Annotated in this window: 20 protein-coding genes; 14 read left to right on the top strand and 6 right to left on the bottom strand. The window is 33.0% G+C overall.

The features are described 5' to 3' along the window. Positions 1-29: 29 nt before the first annotated feature. Together A0O34_RS02515 and folP are read right to left on the bottom strand one after the other, a co-directional pair. Positions 30-443: an ACT domain-containing protein gene (locus A0O34_RS02515; RefSeq protein ID WP_066750884.1), complete on the bottom strand. Its 414-nt coding sequence runs from the start codon at positions 441-443 to the stop codon at positions 30-32. Positions 444-466: 23 nt separating this feature from the next. Then, positions 467-1,333 carry a dihydropteroate synthase gene (folP, locus tag A0O34_RS02520; protein WP_066750885.1) on the bottom strand — a complete coding sequence of 289 codons (867 nt, stop codon included), beginning with the start codon at positions 1,331-1,333 and terminating at the stop codon, positions 467-469. A gap of 273 nt (positions 1,334-1,606) precedes the next feature. Between folP and A0O34_RS02525 the strand changes: the two genes are divergently transcribed. The 6 genes from A0O34_RS02525 (at position 1,607) to tpiA (ending at position 6,623) form a co-directional block, all read left to right on the top strand. Beyond that, complete coding sequence (locus A0O34_RS02525; protein ID WP_066750886.1) at positions 1,607-2,173, top strand: DUF1599 domain-containing protein; 567 nt, start codon at positions 1,607-1,609, stop codon at positions 2,171-2,173. Positions 2,174-2,175: 2 nt separating this feature from the next. Further along, the gene (locus tag A0O34_RS02530) at positions 2,176-3,288 is read left to right on the top strand and encodes a BT_3928 family protein (protein ID WP_066750887.1); all 1,113 of its coding nucleotides are present in this window, start codon (positions 2,176-2,178) and stop codon (positions 3,286-3,288) included. Between the two features lie 77 nt (positions 3,289-3,365). Beyond that, positions 3,366-3,716 carry a TerB family tellurite resistance protein gene (locus A0O34_RS02535; RefSeq protein ID WP_066750888.1) on the top strand — a complete coding sequence of 117 codons (351 nt, stop codon included), beginning with the start codon at positions 3,366-3,368 and terminating at the stop codon, positions 3,714-3,716. A gap of 88 nt (positions 3,717-3,804) precedes the next feature. Further along, positions 3,805-5,190: an AAA family ATPase gene (locus A0O34_RS02540; protein WP_066750889.1), complete on the top strand. Its 1,386-nt coding sequence runs from the start codon at positions 3,805-3,807 to the stop codon at positions 5,188-5,190. Beyond that, positions 5,183-5,857: a DUF4276 family protein gene (locus tag A0O34_RS02545; protein ID WP_066750890.1), complete on the top strand. Its 675-nt coding sequence runs from the start codon at positions 5,183-5,185 to the stop codon at positions 5,855-5,857. The genes A0O34_RS02540 and A0O34_RS02545 overlap by 8 nt, the downstream gene beginning before the upstream one ends. 4 nt (positions 5,858-5,861) lie before the next feature. Beyond that, the gene (gene tpiA, locus A0O34_RS02550) at positions 5,862-6,623 is read left to right on the top strand and encodes a triose-phosphate isomerase (RefSeq protein ID WP_066750891.1); all 762 of its coding nucleotides are present in this window, start codon (positions 5,862-5,864) and stop codon (positions 6,621-6,623) included. 52 nt (positions 6,624-6,675) lie between these two features. Here tpiA and A0O34_RS02555 read toward each other — a convergent pair whose 3' ends face one another. From A0O34_RS02555 to dnaG, 4 genes are all read right to left on the bottom strand, one after another. Beyond that, on the bottom strand, positions 6,676-6,897 hold the full coding sequence (locus tag A0O34_RS02555; protein WP_066750892.1) for a hypothetical protein: 222 nt from the start codon (positions 6,895-6,897) through the stop codon (positions 6,676-6,678). A 179-nt stretch (positions 6,898-7,076) separates the two neighbouring features. Continuing rightward, the gene (locus A0O34_RS02560) at positions 7,077-8,339 is read right to left on the bottom strand and encodes an esterase-like activity of phytase family protein (protein ID WP_066750893.1); all 1,263 of its coding nucleotides are present in this window, start codon (positions 8,337-8,339) and stop codon (positions 7,077-7,079) included. 346 nt (positions 8,340-8,685) lie between these two features. After that, entirely contained in the window at positions 8,686-9,375 is a 690-nt protein-coding gene (clpP, locus tag A0O34_RS02565; protein WP_066750894.1) for an ATP-dependent Clp endopeptidase proteolytic subunit ClpP, read from the bottom strand. 55 nt (positions 9,376-9,430) lie between these two features. Next, the gene (gene dnaG / locus A0O34_RS02570) at positions 9,431-11,407 is read right to left on the bottom strand and encodes a DNA primase (RefSeq protein ID WP_066750895.1); all 1,977 of its coding nucleotides are present in this window, start codon (positions 11,405-11,407) and stop codon (positions 9,431-9,433) included. A 335-nt stretch (positions 11,408-11,742) separates the two neighbouring features. On the opposite strand from dnaG, the gene A0O34_RS02575 reads away from it, so the two are divergent. The 8 genes from A0O34_RS02575 to A0O34_RS02610 all read left to right on the top strand — a co-directional run bounded on the left by A0O34_RS02575 (position 11,743) and on the right by A0O34_RS02610 (position 20,209). Continuing rightward, positions 11,743-13,521, top strand: coding sequence for a T9SS type A sorting domain-containing protein (locus A0O34_RS02575; protein WP_066750896.1), 1,779 nt, complete (start codon positions 11,743-11,745; stop codon positions 13,519-13,521). Between the two features lie 161 nt (positions 13,522-13,682). Beyond that, positions 13,683-14,090: a tRNA (adenosine(37)-N6)-threonylcarbamoyltransferase complex ATPase subunit type 1 TsaE gene (tsaE, locus tag A0O34_RS02580; RefSeq protein ID WP_066750897.1), complete on the top strand. Its 408-nt coding sequence runs from the start codon at positions 13,683-13,685 to the stop codon at positions 14,088-14,090. A 70-nt stretch (positions 14,091-14,160) separates the two neighbouring features. Then, a complete protein-coding gene (locus tag A0O34_RS02585) occupies positions 14,161-15,354 on the top strand; it encodes an alanine dehydrogenase (RefSeq protein WP_066750898.1) in 1,194 nt (397 codons plus the stop codon). Then, positions 15,354-15,725 (top strand): hypothetical protein, encoded by a 372-nt coding sequence (locus A0O34_RS02590; RefSeq protein ID WP_066750899.1) that lies wholly within the window; start codon positions 15,354-15,356, stop codon positions 15,723-15,725. Before A0O34_RS02585 ends, A0O34_RS02590 begins: the two co-directional genes overlap by 1 nt. A 147-nt stretch (positions 15,726-15,872) precedes the next feature. Then, positions 15,873-16,643 carry a histidine kinase gene (locus A0O34_RS02595; protein WP_082891083.1) on the top strand — a complete coding sequence of 257 codons (771 nt, stop codon included), beginning with the start codon at positions 15,873-15,875 and terminating at the stop codon, positions 16,641-16,643. Then, positions 16,621-17,331: a LytR/AlgR family response regulator transcription factor gene (locus A0O34_RS02600; RefSeq protein WP_185097272.1), complete on the top strand. Its 711-nt coding sequence runs from the start codon at positions 16,621-16,623 to the stop codon at positions 17,329-17,331. The genes A0O34_RS02595 and A0O34_RS02600 overlap by 23 nt, the downstream gene beginning before the upstream one ends. A gap of 110 nt (positions 17,332-17,441) precedes the next feature. Next, on the top strand, positions 17,442-17,831 hold the full coding sequence (locus A0O34_RS02605) for a hypothetical protein (RefSeq protein ID WP_066750901.1): 390 nt from the start codon (positions 17,442-17,444) through the stop codon (positions 17,829-17,831). Positions 17,832-17,935: 104 nt separating this feature from the next. After that, entirely contained in the window at positions 17,936-20,209 is a 2,274-nt protein-coding gene (locus A0O34_RS02610) for a cation:proton antiporter (protein WP_082891236.1), read from the top strand. The last annotated feature ends 66 nt before the right edge of the window (positions 20,210-20,275 follow it).

The raw sequence follows: 20,275 nt of genomic DNA on the forward strand, positions 1-20,275 counted from the left end.
AAGCTGAGTTTTTTACTCGGCTTTTATTATTATACATCAAATAAATGTGCTGTTTTAGAAAGCTTTTTAAGTTCTGTCATTGTATTATCCGCATCATCCACAGAAACAAAAATATGGTCATGAAAATATCCTGCAATCACATTACAGCTAATATTTTTAGAAGTAAGTGCTTTGGAAAATGCAGCCGTTAAACCCACTGCTTCAAGCGAAGAATGAATTTCTAAAGTAATCCACGAAGCGACAAATTCATATTTGAAATGTAGCTGATCGGCCAATTCTTTTTTAATAATCAAAGTAATACTCTCTTGTTCTTTAAAGAAACAAATGATTTCATTCAGATCAATATTGGGTAATTTTTCTACGGTACAGAAAACATATTCACCTTCATTTAAATGAGGTTTCATGGATTGCAATAATGTTTTGAGATCTTTTTCTCCTGTCATAATATGTTTTTATTAATTGTTTTTCAAAAGTTACGAATTGTTTGTGAAGCTTCTGCAACATCATGAACTCTTAAAATTTTAGCGCCCTGCTTTAAAACTTTTATATGCAATTTTTGAGTTTCTTCATTAATATCCAAAGCTGATTTTCCGAGAGGTTTGTAAATAAATGATTTTCTGGAAATTCCGATTAATAAAGGAAATTTTTCAAATCCGAAATACTTAACTTCATCAATCATTTTCATTTGATCTTCAACTGTTTTTCCAAAACCGAAGCCGGGATCGAGAATAATATCATTAACTCCCTTTTGTAAAAGTTCGTTTGTTTTTTCAGAAAAATAACGATTGATTTCTAGCGTAATATCTTCAAACTTAATTTTATCATGCATCGTTTCATAAGACGGATTTACATGCATCAAAATATAAGGAAGCTTAGTTTCTGCCGCTGTATCAAACATTTTCTTATCATATTGTCCACCAGAAATATCATTAATAATATCAATTCCTTCATTAAAACCAAATTTCACAGTTTCAGCATAAAAAGTGTCTAATGAAATTAATGCTTCCGGAAATTCTTTTTTAATCTGAGAAATTAAAGTCCCGATTCTCTTTATTTCCTCATCACTACTCAAAAACTCAGCGTTTGGACGTGTAGATTGTGGGCCAATATCAATAATTTCAGCTCCGTCTTTCAATAATTTTTCTGCATGAAGTAATGCTGATTTTTCATTATTAAATTTTCCTCCGTCTGAAAAAGAATCCGGAGTAAGATTTAAAATTCCCATGATTTTAGGAGCCGTTAAATCGACAAGTCTTCCGTTGCAGTTTATGGAGTGGTTGGGTTTGAGGGTCGGAGGGTATGAGTGTTGGAGAGTCTGAGAGTCTGAGAGCATGGAAGTTGGGGTTGTAATTTTAAATTTGTTAATTAAGGTGCTTACAAAAATAAGTCTTTACGTTTTACAAAGATAAAACTATAAATTATCCATTCAATATAAAACAAGTTCTTATTAAACTCCCAACTCACTCTAAAACCCTAAAACTCTCCGACACTCAAACCCTCCAAACTCTCATACCCTCCGACCCTCAAACCCTAAAACTCAAAAAACCTTTCCCTGATTCCCGCTACCTAAAACCTAATTCGTATATTTGGGCTATTAAGAGAATTTATGCTAAAAACTTCAATACAGTTCGAGAAAGTTATCAATGAATGCCGCGAATTATTCAGCAAAAAATTACAGGATTACGGTGCTGCTTGGAGAGTTTTAAGACCGAGCTCAATTACTGATCAGATTTACATTAAAGTCAACAGAATCCGTACGTTACAGATGACTGATGTAAAAATGGTAGACGAAAGTGAAGAAAGTGAGTTTATCGCAATCGTAAACTATTCCATCATCGGATTGATACAGCTTGAAAAAGGCCTTTCTAACGATTTTAACGAAAATAAAGAAGAGATTTTAAGTCTTTACGATAAATATTCCACCGAAGCTAAAGCTTTAATGGAAAGAAAAAACCATGATTATGGAGAAGCTTGGAGAGATATGAGAATTTCTTCAATTACAGATCTTATTTATCAAAAAGTTTTAAGAACAAAACAAATTGAAGATAATCAAGGTGTTACTATCGTTTCTGAAGGTTTAGATGCCAATTATTTTGATATGCTGAATTATGCCGTTTTCTGTCTGATAAAATTCTCTGAAAAACAAGACAACTTCCAACCTAAAACAAGTTAATTATGATCAAAGGTTTATTACGTTTCGTTATTGCTGTTATTTTTATCCTTTCGGGTTTTGTAAAAGCGGTAGATTTGGTAGGTTTTTCCTTCAAAATGGAAGAATACTTCTCTCCTACTGTTTTCAACATGCCATTTTTGGAAAAATTCGCTTTATTATTTTCGATCATTGTCGTTGTTTTAGAACTTTTGCTTGGATTTATGCTTTTATTAAAATTAAAACTTAAATTCACTCTTTCAGCATTGATCGCGCTTTGTATATTCTTTGGTTTCCTTACTTTTTATTCGGCGTATTTCAATGTAGTAACAGATTGTGGCTGTTTTGGAGATGCAATAAAATTCACGCCTTGGCAAAGCTTCATTAAAGATGTTGTGCTTTTAGTTGGATTAATCATCGTATTTATCCTTTACAGAAAAGAATTTAAGAAAAAAGACAGTTATACTTTCAGTTCTAAAAAAGAACCTTCCAATACATTTAAATATATTCTTTTAGTGATATTTTCTTTGGGAATGATCTACATTATGGCTCAGGGAATTATGCATGAACCATTAATCGATTTCCGTGATTATAAAGTAGGAACTGATATTAAAAGTGAAAAAGAAAAAATTAATAAAAATCCATCCGAATACAAAACTTTTTACTCTCTTAAAAATCAAAAAACAGGAGAAATTTTAAAGGTAAATCAGGACGATTATATTAAAGAAACAAAATACTGGGCAGAAGGTTCTCCTTGGAAAATCGAGGAAGGGAAAAACGAATCTGTTTTGATAAAAGAAGGTTACAAATCTGAGATCGTGAAGTTTAAAATTGAAGATCCTACAGGTCTTGAAGTAACTGATGAAGTGATTAACGCACCGAAAGCAATTTTGGTTTTCTCTTATCATCCAAAAGAAGTTTCAGCAGATTTGCTTCAAAAAGTTGAAGCTAAAGTGAAGGCTCAAAAAGGAGCGGTTATTTACGGAGTTTCAACAGATCCGAACACTTTTAAAACCATTAAAAATGCAATGATGGACGGCACTGCCATTAAGACCATTGCAAGAAGTAATCCTTTTGTATTGATTTTAGAAAAAGGAAAAATTGTAGACAAAATTCCTGCAAAAGACTACGTGAAATAAAAAATTGTGAATGGTGAATTGTCAATTTAACAATCAACCGTCAACCATAAACTATCAACAAACTATACATTTATATAATGCAAAAATCAAATAAATCTATCGCCGGTTACCATTTGCTGATGATCCTTTCATCTGTAGACGGAGAATTTGCACCTGAAGAAGGAATGCTTGTTCAACAGTATTTAGCAGATGAATTTCCTTTTAAAATGGATCTGGATAATGAGTTGGATGTAATCGCTTTATTAAAGCCGGAAGAATGGAAAAGTCACTTCGAATTTCACGCTCAATGTTTCTTAGATGATTCTACGGAAGAAGAGCGTTTAAGCTTTGTACAATTTGCTAAAACATTGATTAAGGCTGATAATAAAGTAACTGACGAAGAACATACTTTCTATATTCTTTTAAAAAATATCTGGAAAATAAATTAGGCAATTTTCTTATTAAAATTATTTATAGGTAATATTTTATAAAGCCTATATTTGTTTTAAATCTCATATAATAATATATTCTTATAAAATGATTACACAGATTAAAATAAATGGATTTAAATCATTTCATAATTTTGAAATGACTTTTACTCCATTTACAATAATCGCAGGTACAAATGCTTCTGGAAAAAGTAATCTTTTTGATGCTTTAGAATTACTTTCAAAACTTGCAGATTCAGATAATATTAAAAAAGCTCTTCAGAGTCAACGAGGAGACTTTTTAGAATTGTTTAGTATGTATGATAAAGGAATTTATGCAGATATAATGGAGTTTGAAGTAGAAATGCTCATAAATCAAAAAGTAAAAGATGCCTGGGGAAATGAAGCTAATCTAAAATATACAAGATTACAATATCAATTACATATTAGAAGATTTATTAATAATTCAGGTCTCGAAGATGTTGAAGTAATTCATGAAAAATTAGTAAATCTAAAAAAGGATAATGAAGATAGATGGATAAAAATAATTCCTAAAGATAAAATAGAATTATGGAGACCTAAAGTAGAAGGAAATAGAGGTGGAAAACCATATCTTGATACCATAAAAAAAAATGAAATTGACACAGTAGTAATTCATCAGGATGGATCTAAAGGAACTTTTCGGCAAATACCAATTGTAAATGCAAATAGAACTGTATTAAGTAGTATTGATAATGTTGACTTTAAACATGTTTTAGCCGCAAAAGAGGAAATGAAATCTTGGAAGTTTCTTCAATTGAATCCTGACGATTTGCGAGAGCCAACTAATAAAAATAATGGAGAAGATCAAATAACAAGCTCTGGTAAAAATATAGCAGCTGCATTGTATAGAATTTCTCTTACTAATGATATTGCTTTGAAAGAGATTTCAAGAAAATTAAATAGATTTCTTTCCCAATTTATAGAAGTAAAGATTTTTGATGATAAGGAGAATCGCCAGTTTATTATAAAATTAATTGATGTTGACAAAAAGGAATACACTTCAAGAGTACTTTCTGAAGGGACTTTGAGAATCCTAACATTATGTATTTTAGAATATGATGATAATTTTGGAAGTCTATTATGCTTTGAAGAACCTGAAAATGGCATACATCCAGCTAGAATATCAACTATGCTAGATTTATTGGCTGATTTAAGCACAGATTTCTCGGACAATGAACTACCTTTAAAACAAGTAATTGTAAATACTCACTCTTCTGTTCTGGTTGGAGAATTTTGGAAAAATTTCAACCAAGATAACAATAAATCGCTTTGGTTTAGTAAAATGGTAACTAAAACAGATGTTTATAAAAATGAAAAAATCAAATTCGAAACCACTAAACTCTCACCAGTAGATAAAAACTTTATTGCAGATTTATTTTCAGATAGAAAAGTATCTATTTTGAATGTTAAAGATTATTTAGATAATGGTAATTTTTCTTTAGAAAATGAGTAATAAACAGCTATATATAGGATTAATTTCTGAAGGTTCAACCGATACAAGATTTCTATTTTCTGTTGTAGACAGAACTATTAAACAGCTAGTTTTTAATTTTGGAGGTTCTATTGAGATATATATAGAAGAATTAAAAAAAGATTCGGGCAAAAAATTTGTAAATCAAATTATAGACGCTAATCTAGCTCATCAAAAAGAAAATTTCATCAATATTCTTTTAATTCATAGTGATGCAGATTTTAAAGATGATTCTAAAGTTTTAAAGGAAAAATATATACCTTTAATAGAAAACATTAAATCTAATAATGATATGATTTGTAAAGAAATCGTACCAATAATTCCTATTTACATGATAGAAGCATGGATGCTAGCTGACATTCATTTATTTTTAGACGAAATTTCTACTAAGAAAACTAAGACTGAACTTGGAATAAATGGTAATCCTGAATCTTTTACAAATCCAAAAAACAAAATAAAAGAAGCATTATTAATTATCAATCAAGAAAAACCAAAAAAAAGAAGAAAGGATTTACAAATTAATGATTTATATCAAATTATTGGTCAAAAAATCGAAATCGAAAAACTTTTAGAGTTAAATTCTTTTACTAAGTTTTATGATCAAATTTCTGATTCTTTGATAAAATTACAATTTATACATAAAAAATAAAACTATGAGAAGAAAAATAGTTGCAGGAAACTGGAAAATGAATAAAAATATAATTGACGCTCAGCAATTGATGGTTCAATTATTAAGTTATAAAAACAACAATACGACGAACTGCGAAGTTTGGATCGCACCTCCATCTTTATACTTAATGATGGCGAAAGATATTTTCGAAAAGGATGAAATCGGTGTATTTTCTCAAGATATGAGCGAGCATGAAAGTGGTGCTTACACAGGAGAAATTTCTGCTGAAATGCTAGAATCTATAGATGCAACAGGTTCTTTGATCGGTCACTCTGAAAGAAGACAATATCACGGGGAAACAGATTCTCACTGTAATGTAAAAGTAAAATTAGCTTTAGATAAAGGTTTGATTCCTGTTTACTGTAATGGTGAAACTTTAGAGCAAAGAAAAGCAGGACAACATTTTGAAGTGGTAAAAAACCAAACTGAAGTTGCACTTTTCACGCTTTCTGCAGAAGAAATTAAAAAAGTAGTAATCGCTTACGAACCTGTTTGGGCAATCGGAACCGGAGAAACTGCAAGTCCTGCACAAGCTCAGGAAATCCACGCACACATCAGAAGCATTATCGCTGCAAAATACGGACAGAAAGTTGCTGACGAAGTTTCTATCCTTTACGGAGGTTCTGTAAAGCCTGACAATGCTAAAGAGATTTTCTCTCAACCAGATATCGACGGTGGTTTGATTGGTGGAGCTGCTTTGAAATTAGAAGATTTTTCTAAAATTATTGAAGGATTTAATTCATAATAATAGAAATAAAAAATATCGAAAACCACCAGATTTGGTGGTTTTTTTATTGTCAGAATATTTTAAAGTTAAAAATAAAATAATGGACTTGGTAATTAAAAGCTTTTCCGGATAGAAAATAAACGTAAAGTTCTTTTTTATAAATCCCTGAAAAAGATTTAGAAAGGGGATAAATAATCTTTTCTTCTTCAGTATAATCCGGAATTGTAATTCCGTGAAACCTTTCAATCTCAACCGCAATCAGATCTATTAAATTATTTTTGGATAATGACATAGTCAGCCTATTATTTTAGTATTAAAAAATTATATACGAAGAATTTTTATTTTCGGATTTGAAAACTTGAAATTCTTTATGAAAATTTATCAACTAATTTTGTACACTAACAAATAACGCCATTTAAAACAAAAAGTCCCCCAAAACTGAGAGACTTTTTCTTGTAAATAAATTAAAAATTATTGAATATCGACTACATACATTGTTCCTTTGTCTACTTTTCCTGTTTTAGGAAGAATTTTGGCTTTTGGAGTTCCATTTCCGTTATCAACTACGCCAAAATCGTCGTCATTAAAAATGGCTAATTTATTTCCGCCTAAATAAACAATTCCCTCGAATTTATCGTGTTCATAGCCTATTTTTGAAACCAGATCAACGGCTAATGTTTTAGAAACAGGCTTTAATCCTGCGGTATTTATTTCATCCCAAGTAGATTGCTCAAGGGTTTTATTATTTATTTTTAAACCGTCAACGGCTGTAAGATCAGATCCTGTCACATCAGAAGCGCCTGTTAAATTTATTCTGTAAACCTTTTTAGTTCCGCCTTGTGAACCAAAGTTTCCGTCTCTTTCTATTACCAGAAACTCAGAGTTGCTGATTGCCGTAATATCACAAACAGAATCGGAAGCGCCTCCATCTTGTTTGTATAAATATTGTTTTGTCTGTCCTGTGGCAAGATCAAAAGTCACAATTCTTGTCAATGTTGTATTGGTTGCCAACACTTTTGTAGGAACATACATTGTAGACTGCATGGTGCCTACCAGCATTTTTCCGTCCGGCGTCATACACATTCCTTCCATTCCTCTGTTTGGTCTTCTTTTGGCTAAAACGGCAGGTAATTTTCTTGTTCCTGTATTTACTCCGATTGGGCTTATCCTTTCAATTTCAACTCCTTCTGCGCTATAATGAACGATGTGAGGGCCGTATTCATCCGAAACCCAGAATGTACCGTCTGCTGCTACAACAATACTTTCACTGTCTAAACCATAATTGTCAGTTGGCAAAACACTTCCATCAACTCCGTAGGCAATTTCACCTGTACTTCCCATTCCGATAGGGTTTGGAAGTCCTGTGATGGGTTGTCCTGAAGGATTTTTAAGTTTAATATATTTTAGCACTTCAATATTTCCGTCTGCATTGATCTTAAAATGCATAATTGTAGGTGTGAAGTTTGGAATTAAAAATTTTATTCCGTTTGAATAAGCTGTATTGGGACCACGATCGGTAATAACATAAAACTCTCCTTTTCTTGTTGGATGAGCCGTTGCTCCTGAACCGAAACCTCCGTTGATAACATCTACTCCATTTACAGTTGCCAAAGTTGCGAACGGAAATTCCTGCGGAAGTTTAGAATAATTGATATCCTGATTATTTACATTATCATCATTGTTACAAGCCGTTAAAGCCATGAAGGCAAGAACAGGTAATAAGATTTTTTTCATATTTACTTTTATGGTTGCGAATGTAAGTATTGAATGTAAACTCATCTTGAATGGAATGATAAATCTGTTTTAAATCTTTTTCGTTTGTCGCAATGACCGAATTTTGTAATGACGACAAAAACCCTAGCCCAGATAGAAACGGTTACCCCACAGCAAGCGTTGGGAAAGAAATGGCGCGAGGAGTAATAGTGGATAGCTGGATGAAGCTCCTGAAAATGAGTAATTGGTAATAAGTAATGATTGATTATTTAGATTCTTCCTTCGTCAGAATGACAAACTACATGCATATAAAACGAAAAACGCGCCAAAATTGACGCGTTTCTCTTAATTATCCTTTTAAAGAAAATTATTTCTTTTCTTTAGTTGCTCTCTGTAAAACCTCATCTACCATTCCGAATTCTTTCGCTTCGGTAGAAGTCATCCAGTAATCTCTATCTGACGCTTTTTCTACCCATTCGTAGGTTTGACCAGAATGTTCAGAAATAATGTCATATAATTCTTTTTTCAGCTTCAACATTTCTCTTAAGTTGATCTCCATATCAGAAGCAACACCTTGTGCACCTCCTGAAGGCTGGTGAATCATTACTCTTGAATGCTTCAACGCAGAACGCTTCCCTTTTTCCCCTGCAACCAACAATACAGCTCCCATTGAAGCAGCAATACCTGTACAGATTGTTGCTACATCAGGCTTAATGATCTGCATGGTGTCATAAATTCCTAACCCAGCATATACACTTCCTCCAGGAGAGTTGATGTAAATCTGGATGTCTTTTGAAGGATCTGAACTCTCCAAGAACAAAAGCTGTGCAGTAACAATATTCGCCACCTGATCATCAATTCCTGTTCCCAGGAAGATAATTCTGTCCATCATCAAACGAGAAAAAACGTCCATCTGAGCTACGTTCATTCTTCTTTCTTCCATGATGTACGGTGTAAGATTGGTTGGCCCATACATTCCCATATACTGATCGGTAACAAGACCGCTATTTCCTAAATGCTTTACAGAGAAATCTCTGAATTCTTTTTTAATGTCCATATTTCTATTGGTATTATTTTAAATTTATTTGAGATTTAAATTACAACTTTTGTTCCTAAAATTTTATAGGACTTTTTGTCACAGGCGACCAACCTAATTTATCAATAATCTGCTTCGAAAAGTCATTAAGCATCATAATTTTCTTGATAGAATCGAAATATTTCTCCTGATCTGTGTCACGATAACTTTCAAGATCGGCAGTTGTCTGCTTGATGATAACGTGAATGTAATAATATTTGTGAATTAAAATGTTATTTTCCACCTCTTCCGCGATATGATCTCCCATATTTGGCGGGAAAATATTTCTGGTCGTCCAATCGCTTAATTCATTTGGATTCATCAGCGCGTCTGCTACTTTTAAGGTAATATCAGCGTCCATTAAAGTGATAAAAAAGCTTCCTGATCTTAATTCATCATGCTCAATACCTTCTTTAATGCTACTGATGATCTTTTGATTGGTTTCGATCTGAAATTCGTATTGTTCTTCCTCAAAATGATTAAGAATTTCCTCAATTACCGTTACTTCATATTCTTCATTCTTTTCATTTTCTCTGTGAAGAACTACGTCACCGAACATCAACATCGTATCAATCAACTTATTTTCCTGATGAAGGATATTAAATTGAACGGAATCTATTTCCTTTTCAGGTTTCGGAACAATTTCTAGCTTTGTAGGCTTCTGTTCTTTCTGTTGCTGAACATGCTGCGTCTGATTTTGCGTAACCTGTCTCTGAACATCCAATTCATTAAACAAACTCTGCTCAGACAATCCAAATTTATTGGAAACTTCCTTTAAATAAACCTCCCTCTTAAGCGCATTCTGAACAAAAGAAACTGATTTTACGATGTTTCTGATGGCATCCGCTTTCTTAATCGGATCACTTCCTGCATCTTTTAGAAGAATTTCTGCTTTAAAATCAATAAAATCCATCGCTTCATTTTCGATGAATTTTTCTACATAATCCTGCGGATGTTTTCTTGCAAAAGAATCGGGATCATCACCTTCTGGGAACAAGAGAACACGAATATTCATGCCTTCTGTCAGCAACATATCGATGCTTCGGAAACTGGCTTTAATTCCGGCATTATCTCCATCAAAAAGAATGGTAACGTTTTCCGTCAGTCTTTTGATAAGCTTGATTTGCTCGGTCGTTAAAGAAGTTCCAGAACTTGCCACAACATTTTCGATACCCGACATATGAAGTGAAATCACATCCATATATCCTTCTACCAAAAGACAGATATTTTTTCTTGAAATCGCCTGTTTTCCTTGGTTTAAACCATAAAGAACATTTGATTTATGATAAATTTCTGTTTCTGGCGAGTTGAGATATTTCGCTGTTTTGACATTATTTCTAAGGATTCTGGCTCCAAAACCAAGAACTCTGCCTGAAAAACTGTGGATTGGGAAAATTACTCTTTCACGGAAACGGTCGATTCCTGCAGGAGAATTTTCAGGGAAAATGGAAAGTCCGGATTTTTCTAAAATTTCTTTTGAATAACCTTTATCTAAAGCAAAAGCCGTGAAAGCATTTTTCTTTTCAGGAGAATATCCCAATTGGAATTTTTTGATAATATCATCCTTTAGTTCGCGCTCTTTGAAATAGGCTAAACCAATTGATCTTCCTTCATCAACTTCCCAAAGAAAATTCTGATAATATTCATTAGCAATTTCATGAATTTTATAGAGTAAATCTCTTTCAGATTGGGCATTTTTTGCTTCTTCTGAATATTCACGCTGATCTTCTTCAATTTCGATCCCGTATTTTTTTGCCGCATGGCGAAGTGCTTCCGGATAAGTGAAATTTTCGATTTCCATTAAAAAAGAGATTGCTGTCCCTCCTTGTCCGCTTGAAAAATCTTTCCAGATCTGCTTACTTGCCGAAACTACAAAACTTGGTGTTTTTTCTTCATGAAACGGGCTCAGCCCTTTATAATTAGACCCTGCCCTCTTCAACTGCACATATTCGCCCACGATCTCTTCTACTCTGATCGTGGAAAATATTTTATCTATGGTCTGTTTAGAAATCATGGTGTAAAAATAAGCAATAAGTTTTTTATTCTTAGTACAAAATCCACAGACAGTTTAGCTATAATTCTAAATTTCTATTGTCAAAAAATCCTTACAAAAAGCTCATTATTATTGAAAAAACCAATCCCAATCTCAAAAATCAATAGACTTTATTAATAATATAAATATGAATCATTTCCATTATATATCAATTAAGTAAACATAAAATAGCTATTATACCTAAATTTAATTATAATATTTTAAACATAAACGTTTATTTATAACATTAATATAAAAACAAAACACAAATTAATTGATTTATCCGAGCCTTAATTATTAATCATAAATCAAAAAAGATGAAAAAAAATCAAACCTTAAAAAGTTGGGTATTCGTAATTATTTATTTTATTACAACAGGTAATAATTATGCCCAAACAAGTACAGAAAAACAAAATCCCTATCCTTTGGGAACAAGCAGCGAATTTTTAAGACAAATCGAAGCACAATTATCCAAAACACCTAAAGATAACCAAGAAATAAAACTGATGGTATCAAATTCTGAAACATTGGATGCAAAAGTAAATTATCAACAAGAAAAATCCGCTTCGGAAATCCATCTGGAAGGAGAAATATTGGGTAAAGATGCAGGAAGTTTTAGCATTATTCTAAAAAACAAAAAACTAGATGGAAGGATATTTTTTTTAAAAGACAAAAAAGCCTATTCCTATTATTCTAACAATAAAGGAGATGCTTTTATAAAAGAAATCGACATCAATAAGATGATGTGTGTCGATTTTATTAAAACTTCGATTTTCAATACAGAAAAAGTGTCAAACCATTCCATCAAAGAAGCTAAAAATGTTAATACGTCAACTCTTCAGAGCTTTCCGGGAGCGGCAGGATGTCTGTTATTAGATTTCAATGGACATACCGTCCCCGCCGGCAGTGGCTGGAATGGAGGAAATGCTATTAATGCAGCACCTTCTGGCATGACAGATGATCAAATTCTGGAAGCCTGGGAAATTACGGCAGAAGATTATCGTCCGTTCAACTTAAATGTGACAACAGATGAAGAGGTCTTTAATAGTTATCCGCAAAACAAAAAAAGAAGATGTATTATTACGCCTACAGACGTTGCATCTCCGGGAGGTGCCGGGATTGCTCTTATCAACAGTTTTTCTTCCAACAGCGATCTGCCATGTTGGGCATTTACTTCAGGAGCTGGAACTTCAGGGAAGATTATAGGCGAAATCGCTTCTCATGAATTAGGTCATACCTTAGGATTAAACCATGATGGACAGGGTCAATACGCTTATTACAGCGGACATGGAGACTGGGCACCGATCATGGGAGCAAGCTATTACAAAAGCATAACACAATGGAGCAAAGGCGATTACACAAACGCCACAAATCATCAAGATGATCTTACTATAATTACGAATACAACAAATAATGTCGGATACAGAGCGGATATTCATGGGAGTACCATCAGCACGGCAACGACTTTAAATCTATCCGGATCAGCAGAAAATAAAGGTGTTATTGATCATACTGACGATGTTGACCTGTTTCAATTCAATACCGCCGGAGGAAATATTATTTTAAATATACAAACCACAGAAAGACATAGTAATTTACTTTTAAAAGCATCATTATATGATAGCAAAAACGAATTAATAGGCACTTATAAAGGAACTCCTTCCAATCTAAGTGCTCCAATTACCATCAATACCAATCTTAATGCAGGAAATTACTATTTAGCCATCACAGGCATCGGAGACGGAACCGTAGATACGGGATACACAAGTTATGCTTCTCTAGGAGCTTACAATATTACCGGAGCTACTCCATCTCTGAATTCAACATTAGGCGTAACCAGAACAAATAATAACGGCAGTATGATTTACATTTACCCTAATCCGGTTAAAAATAAATTAAATATTGATTTTGGTCCCGTTAAAAATAATTATCATGTAGAAATCATCAATACTTTAGGACAATTAATACATAAAACCACTACATCAGAAAAAGTTTTAACCATTCCTTTTTCAGATAAACCTTCCGGGTTTTACCGTTTAATTATAAAAGATAGCCGAAACATTATAGTCAAAGCATTTAGTTTAATAAAACAATAATTTTTTTTATAGTTAATTTATGGAAGCGAGAATTTCAAAGTTCTCGCTTTTTGTTTTTAGCATAAATCGCAATACTAAAAACATTACCTTTTTCACAATGTCTTTTCAAGTTTTATTTTACTTATTTTTGAACATTAATTATAGTAAATCATTCATTAAAAATGGAAGTTATTATCAATAAATTAGAAGACTGGCAGGGAGTTGTAGATCAAATAATACCGCAACTACAACATAACATCTTCTTATTAAAAGGAAATTTGGGAGCAGGAAAAACTACTTTTACCCAGTTTTTGCTTAAAAATTTGGGAAGTCAGGATGAAGTCAACTCTCCTACTTATTCTATTGTCAATGAATACAATACACCCAAAGGAAAAATTTTTCATTTTGACCTTTATCGCTTAAAAAACATTGAAGAAGTCTATGATATTGGCATCGAAGAATACCTCGACAACGCTTTTTTATGCATTATTGAATGGCCAGAAGTGTACGAAGATGAACTTTACGGACTCAAGTACCACACAATGAGCATTAACAATACGGGCGAACACCGAGAAGTTACATTCGACTAAATATTATGTATCTTTGCTTCATCAATCAACAGCAAAATAATTATCTGTAAGACATAATTGAGTTTAAAGAATGAGTACTACAAATATTTTTACTCCATTTACTGAGGAAGAATTAATGCCGCAAGAGGAAAAATTGGAGGTTATTAAAAAAGGAAAACAATTCAGTATTGGAATTCCTAAAGAAACCTGTCTTCACGAAAGAAGAACATGCATCACACCCGATGCAGTACAGGTATTGGTAGAGCACGGCCACGAGATCATTATTGAAGCCGGAGCTGGACAAGGTTCATTTTTTACAGACCTACAATATTCTGAATCCGGAGCAAAAATAACGAACGATCCCAAAGAAGCTTTTTCACAGGATCTTATTCTGAAAATCAACCCTCCTACAGAAGACGAGATTGATTTTATGAAGCCCAACACTTATTTGGTTTCGGCGCTTCAAATTAATTTAAGAGAGAAAGATTATTTCATAAAATTAGCCGAGAAAAAAATCAACGCCATCGCGTTTGAATTTATCGTTGATGAATACAAGCAACTGGCATTGGTACGATTAATAGGCGAAATTGCAGGAACCGTTTCTATTTTATACGCTTCCGAATTATTAGCTCTATCAAATGGCTTAATGTTAGGTGGAATCACAGGAGTTCGACCTTCCGAAGTTCTTATTTTAGGAGCAGGAATCGTTGGTGAATTTGCAACCAAAGCAGCCATCGGTCTTGGCGCAAGTGTAAGAGTTTTCGATAATTCTTTATCTAAATTAAGAAGACTTCACAGTATTGTTGACAGCCGAGTTCCTACCTCGATCATTGATCCAAAGGAATTAAGCAAAGCATTAAGACGTGCAGACGTAGTTATCGGAGCTCTTCCAAGGTTAAATATGCAGCCGATCGTTACCGAAGACATGATTATGAAGATGAAAAAAGGCAGCGTCATCATCGATATCACCATCGATAACGGAAAAGTAATTGAAACTTCTGAGCTTACAACAATGGAAAATCCTTACATTATCAAACATGGTGTAATCCATTGCGGACTTCCGAACCTGACCTCAAAAATGCCGAGAACCACTACAAAAGCGATCTCAAACTTTTTCCTTTCTTACATTTTAAATTACGACGAAGAAGGCGGTTTTGAAAACATGCTGACCCGGAAAAATGAGATGAAGCAGAGTTTATATATGTACAAAGGAAGACATACTAAAAAAGTAATCTGCGATCGTTTCGGACTTACTTATCACGATATCAATCTTTTAATTTTCTAATGAAAAAGCTTAAGTTTTATATGATTGGTCTTATTCCAGGACTGATTCTTGTATTTTTTATATTAAACAAAAAAGGAGCAAGCTGCAGCGGTTATTTACCCAACAGCCGTGTAATTGCAGAAACTCTTTCTAAAGATTTTAAGTATTCTGACAGCGCCAAAAGCGAAATGAGCACTTACAAAATCAACGAGAAATTCTTAAAAGATGAAATCATCACCAATGGTAAGGTAGATTTTGACAAAAGTCATGCTCAGAAAAAACCTTGTCCGGACTACGTATTGGTTTACCCAAAAGACAATCCTACTTACGAGGTTACATTTGAAAAATGTGAGGAAATTGTAACGCTGAATAGCCTGAAAAAACTTAAATAATATAATTTTTAAACGCAAAGAATAAGTATTGACACCAAAATTTAAGATAATAAAGGCATAAATGCTTCGCGAAGCAGAGCGTCTTCGCTTTCTTAAAGTTTAATATATCTTTCATTAACTTTGCGTTAAATAAAAACTTACCATAAAATGGAAGGCAATTACTACATGATTCATGATTATCTGATATTCATTGGAGTTTTTGCTATTTTCTTTTTTTTAACGGTGGGTATTTATTTATTCAGTCAGAATCAGAAATTTAAGATTCGAAATGCTAAACTTTCAGAAGCTAATAAAATAATCGAACAAAGATTAAACGAAGTTCAGTTGGAGCATATTGGTACAAAACTGAATCCGCATTTGTTTAAAAACATTCTTAATTCTGTTCAGTCTCATGCCTATCAAACGTATATGTCGTTGGATAAGTTGGCGAATGTTCTGGATTATATTTTATACGAAAGCAACAACAAATTCGTCAGTCCAAAAGAAGAGTTAACCTTTGCCTTAAGTTTAATTGAAATCAATAAAATAAAAATAAATCCACTTTTTGACTTTAGAATTAAATCCAAAATTGATAAATCGGATGAGCTTTTTGAAGAAAAAGTTTTCGCACCATTAATTTCTGTTGATCTTATTGAAAACGCTTTTAAACATACCGATTTCTTAGCACAGGATTCATTTATTTCCATTCAATTAGAATTGGAAGACCGAATTTTCACCATGAAAGTAAGCAATAAAGCTTCCTTAAAAAACGTGTTGGAAAAAGAGAAAAGCGGATTTGGAAGTCAGTCTTTAGATCAAAGATTAAAAATGATCTACAACAATTATTATCAGCTTACTAAAAGTTCAAAAAACGGTATCTTCACAGCCGAATTAGTAATTAATTTAGGTGAATTCTATGATAAAATGCGTTATTCTTGATGATGAATTACTGGCAATCAGCTATTTAAAACTTCTATGCGAACAAATTGAGAATGTAGAAGTTGTAAAAGCATTCAACGATCCTAAAATTTTTCTGAACGAAATTGATAATCTCGATTGCAATCTCTGCATTTTAGACATTGAAATGCCGGGAATGACAGGCCTTCAGGTTGCAGAACTCATTTCAGATTCAAAAAAAATCATCTTCACAACCGCTTATAAAGAATATGCAGCAGAAGCATTTGATTTAAATGTGGTGGATTATGTAAGAAAACCAATCAAAAAAGAAAGGTTGATCCAGGCTTTTGAAAAAGCTAAAGAATTGGTTTCGGCACCACAAAAAAAGGATTTCATCGAATGGAATACCAACATCGGAAAAACTATCCTATTCACAGAACAGATCGCTTACATCAAAACATCAGAAATCGACAGCCGAGACAAAGACATTATTCTGAATGACGGGACAACTATCGTTCTTAAAAATCTTAGTTTTAAATCACTTCTGGAAATGCTTCCAACGAAAGATTTCGCTCAGGTCAATAAAAAAGAGATCATCGCATTATCTTCCATTAAAATATTTTCTACCAACGAAATCATTACATCAATATCTGTAGACGGAGAAAATTTCATCAAACTTCAAATCGGAGACACTTATAAAAATTCATTATTAGAGATGTTTGGAAAGTAGATTTTTCATACGTTTTCTATTTCATTACAGATTTAATCCATTTCATTACATCACCTTTATTTAAAATATTTAGTCAACGTACTTTAGCGCCTTGATTAAATGATTTGATAATGAAAAAACTTCTTTATGCTTGTGGAATTCTCATGTCCGGACTTTGTTTTTCTCAGGAATCAGTTCCTAAAATAAAGGCAACTTTTTTTGACGGAGTGGCAGTGGCCGGATATGTAGATCATGGAGCTTTTATCAATTTTACAGGGCCAAATATCAGCTTAACCCACAAAGACGTTAAATTCATTCTGGGAATGCTTCCTTCATTAAGAATTAAAAACGATAAATCTCCGGGAACTAAAAACAGTGCAATTACACCAAATTTAGGAGCAGGTCTTACGGTCATTTATAGAAAATTTGCACTGCAGCTTCCGGTTTATTATAACTCTAAAACAGCGACAGAAAACGGCTCCTGGAAAATGGGAATAGGTCTTGGCTATTCTTTCAAATAACTTTTCATTACATTATTGAGGACATTTATTACATTTTAAAAAGAATAGTATTTAAGATAACTTTATTCTTATCAACTTTGCATTTAAATATTGGAATTATGAATTTGGGGAAGTATAGAAATCTAATTTTTTACGTTGTTACAATTGCCGTTTTCTCTTGTTTGATGTACTACTTCATTATAGAAGGACAAACATTGGAAGCTGGAGAAAATATTGTCGTAAAAACTAGCACGGGCTCTACTTGGGAAAACTTTATAGAGTCTTTTAAGACCAATCTGCATCATCCGCTGGCTTTATTATTGGCACAGATCGTCACCATAATTCTTGTCGCAAGATTATTCGGATGGATCTGTATGAAAATAAAACAACCTACCGTAATTGGAGAAATGATTGCAGGTATTGTGTTAGGGCCATCACTTTTAGGAATGTATTTTCCTGAATTTTCAACATTTCTTTTTCCTAAAGAATCATTGGGTAACTTACAGTTTTTGAGTCAGATAGGACTAATCCTTTTCATGTATATTGTTGGAATGGAGCTGGATTTGAGCGTTTTAAGAAAAAAAGCTCACGATGCTGTCGTAATCAGTCACGCAAGTATTATTATTCCATTTGCATTAGGAATCGGACTTTCATATTTTATTTATAAAGAATTTGCTCCGGACGGAATTCAGTTCACTTCCTTTGCTTTATTTATCGCGATAGCAATGAGTATCACTGCATTTCCGGTATTGGCGAGGATTGTTCAGGAGAGAAATCTTCAAAAGACAAAACTGGGAACCATCGTAATTACCTGCGCTGCAGCCGATGATATTACAGCTTGGTGTATTTTGGCAGCCGTAATTGCTATTGTAAAGGCAGGATCTTTTGCAAGTTCTATCTACGTGATTATCATGGCGATTGGTTATGTATTTTTAATGATTAAAATTGTACGACCATTCCTTAAAAGAATCGGAGATTTGCAGGCTGGAAAAAACACCATCAACAAACCGATGGTCGCTATTTTCTTTCTTACATTAATTCTTTCTGCATACGCAACAGAAGTTATCGGTATTCATGCTTTATTCGGAGCTTTTATGGCAGGAGCAATTATGCCTGAAAATGCAAAATTCCGTACCATGTTTATCGACAAGGTAGAAGATGTTGCATTGGTACTTTTACTTCCATTATTCTTTGTATTTACGGGACTTCGTACACAAATAGGATTATTAAATGACAGTCATTTATGGATTATCACAGGATTTATTATTCTAACAGCCGTTTTAGGGAAGTTCGCTGGAAGTGCATTAGCTGCTAAATTCCTCGGAATCAATTGGAAAGAAAGCTTAACTATCGGAGCCTTAATGAATACCAGAGGTTTGATGGAATTAATTGTTCTGAATATTGGATATGATCTGGGAGTTTTAAGTCCAGAAATCTTTGCAATGATGGTTATTATGGCCTTATTCACCACTTTTATGACAGGACCCGCTTTAGATTTCATTAATTATGCTTTTAAATCTAAAAAAAATGAAGAAGAAAAGCATGATGAAAACGATACTAAATACCGCGTTCTCCTTTCTTTCGACAATCCGGAATCCGGAAGTACATTATTGAAATTGGCGCATGATTTCACCAATAAAATGAACGGAAACAAGAGCATCACCGCAATGAATATCGCTCCCGTAGACGAAATGCATGCTTACGAAATCAATGAATATGAAAATGAACAGTTTAAAAACGTTATTGAAACTTCTCACGACCTTCAATTAGAGGTAACTACCCTTTTCAAAGCTTCAACAGATATTGAAAACGACCTTACTCACATTACGAATAAAGGAAATTATGATCTTCTTTTGATCATGCTGGGAAAATCAATGTATGAAGGAAGTTTACTAGGAAGATTATTAGGTTTTACAACTAAAATTATTAATCCTGAAAAACTTTTAAATACCGTAAAAGGCAAAGGTTACATCTTCAACAACTCTCCTTTTGACGATTTTACATTGCAAATATTAGATAAAACAAATATTCCGGTTGGAGTTTTGGTTGAAAAAGATTTTCAGTCTGCCGACAGAGTTTTTGTTCCGATTTTTAATTTAAGTGATTTTTATTTGCTTGAATATGCGAAAAGATTGATCAATAATAACAATTCCCAGATCATTATTCTTGATGCCGGAGGACAGATAAGAAGTAATATTGAGGTTAAAGAACTGATCAGAAGTATTGAACAGGTTGCACCCAATCACATCACACTATATAACGAGAAGAAGATTGAGAAAGAATTTCTGGATTCTCAAGATTTAATGTTGATCAGCAGCAAAAGCTGGAAAAGCCTGATTGACACGAAAAGCCTTTGGTTATCGGATATCCCATCGACACTTATCATATCCAACCCTTAATTTGATTTATAATATTTTTTTAAATAGAAAAATTTTCAGTCTTATTTTATTTATATATTAAATAAA

This window comes from Chryseobacterium glaciei, assembly GCF_001648155.1.
Classification (GTDB): Bacteria; Bacteroidota; Bacteroidia; order Flavobacteriales; family Weeksellaceae; genus Chryseobacterium; species Chryseobacterium glaciei.

Bases quoted from the DNA above. Each gene is read 5' to 3' on its own strand.
- A0O34_RS02515 (WP_066750884.1), bottom strand. From the start codon at position 443: ATGACAGGAGAAAAAGATCTCAAAACATTATTGCAATCCATGAAACCT.
- folP (WP_066750885.1), bottom strand. From the start codon at position 1,333: ATGCTCTCAGACTCTCAGACTCTCCAACACTCATACCCTCCGACCCTC.
- A0O34_RS02525 (WP_066750886.1), top strand. From the start codon at position 1,607: ATGCTAAAAACTTCAATACAGTTCGAGAAAGTTATCAATGAATGCCGC.
- A0O34_RS02530 (WP_066750887.1), top strand. From the start codon at position 2,176: ATGATCAAAGGTTTATTACGTTTCGTTATTGCTGTTATTTTTATCCTT.
- A0O34_RS02535 (WP_066750888.1), top strand. From the start codon at position 3,366: ATGCAAAAATCAAATAAATCTATCGCCGGTTACCATTTGCTGATGATC.
- A0O34_RS02540 (WP_066750889.1), top strand. From the start codon at position 3,805: ATGATTACACAGATTAAAATAAATGGATTTAAATCATTTCATAATTTT.
- A0O34_RS02545 (WP_066750890.1), top strand. From the start codon at position 5,183: ATGAGTAATAAACAGCTATATATAGGATTAATTTCTGAAGGTTCAACC.
- tpiA (WP_066750891.1), top strand. From the start codon at position 5,862: ATGAGAAGAAAAATAGTTGCAGGAAACTGGAAAATGAATAAAAATATA.
- A0O34_RS02555 (WP_066750892.1), bottom strand. From the start codon at position 6,897: ATGTCATTATCCAAAAATAATTTAATAGATCTGATTGCGGTTGAGATT.
- A0O34_RS02560 (WP_066750893.1), bottom strand. From the start codon at position 8,339: ATGAAAAAAATCTTATTACCTGTTCTTGCCTTCATGGCTTTAACGGCT.
- clpP (WP_066750894.1), bottom strand. From the start codon at position 9,375: ATGGACATTAAAAAAGAATTCAGAGATTTCTCTGTAAAGCATTTAGGA.
- dnaG (WP_066750895.1), bottom strand. From the start codon at position 11,407: ATGATTTCTAAACAGACCATAGATAAAATATTTTCCACGATCAGAGTA.
- A0O34_RS02575 (WP_066750896.1), top strand. From the start codon at position 11,743: ATGAAAAAAAATCAAACCTTAAAAAGTTGGGTATTCGTAATTATTTAT.
- tsaE (WP_066750897.1), top strand. From the start codon at position 13,683: ATGGAAGTTATTATCAATAAATTAGAAGACTGGCAGGGAGTTGTAGAT.
- A0O34_RS02585 (WP_066750898.1), top strand. From the start codon at position 14,161: ATGAGTACTACAAATATTTTTACTCCATTTACTGAGGAAGAATTAATG.
- A0O34_RS02590 (WP_066750899.1), top strand. From the start codon at position 15,354: ATGAAAAAGCTTAAGTTTTATATGATTGGTCTTATTCCAGGACTGATT.
- A0O34_RS02595 (WP_082891083.1), top strand. From the start codon at position 15,873: ATGGAAGGCAATTACTACATGATTCATGATTATCTGATATTCATTGGA.
- A0O34_RS02600 (WP_185097272.1), top strand. From the start codon at position 16,621: ATGATAAAATGCGTTATTCTTGATGATGAATTACTGGCAATCAGCTAT.
- A0O34_RS02605 (WP_066750901.1), top strand. From the start codon at position 17,442: ATGAAAAAACTTCTTTATGCTTGTGGAATTCTCATGTCCGGACTTTGT.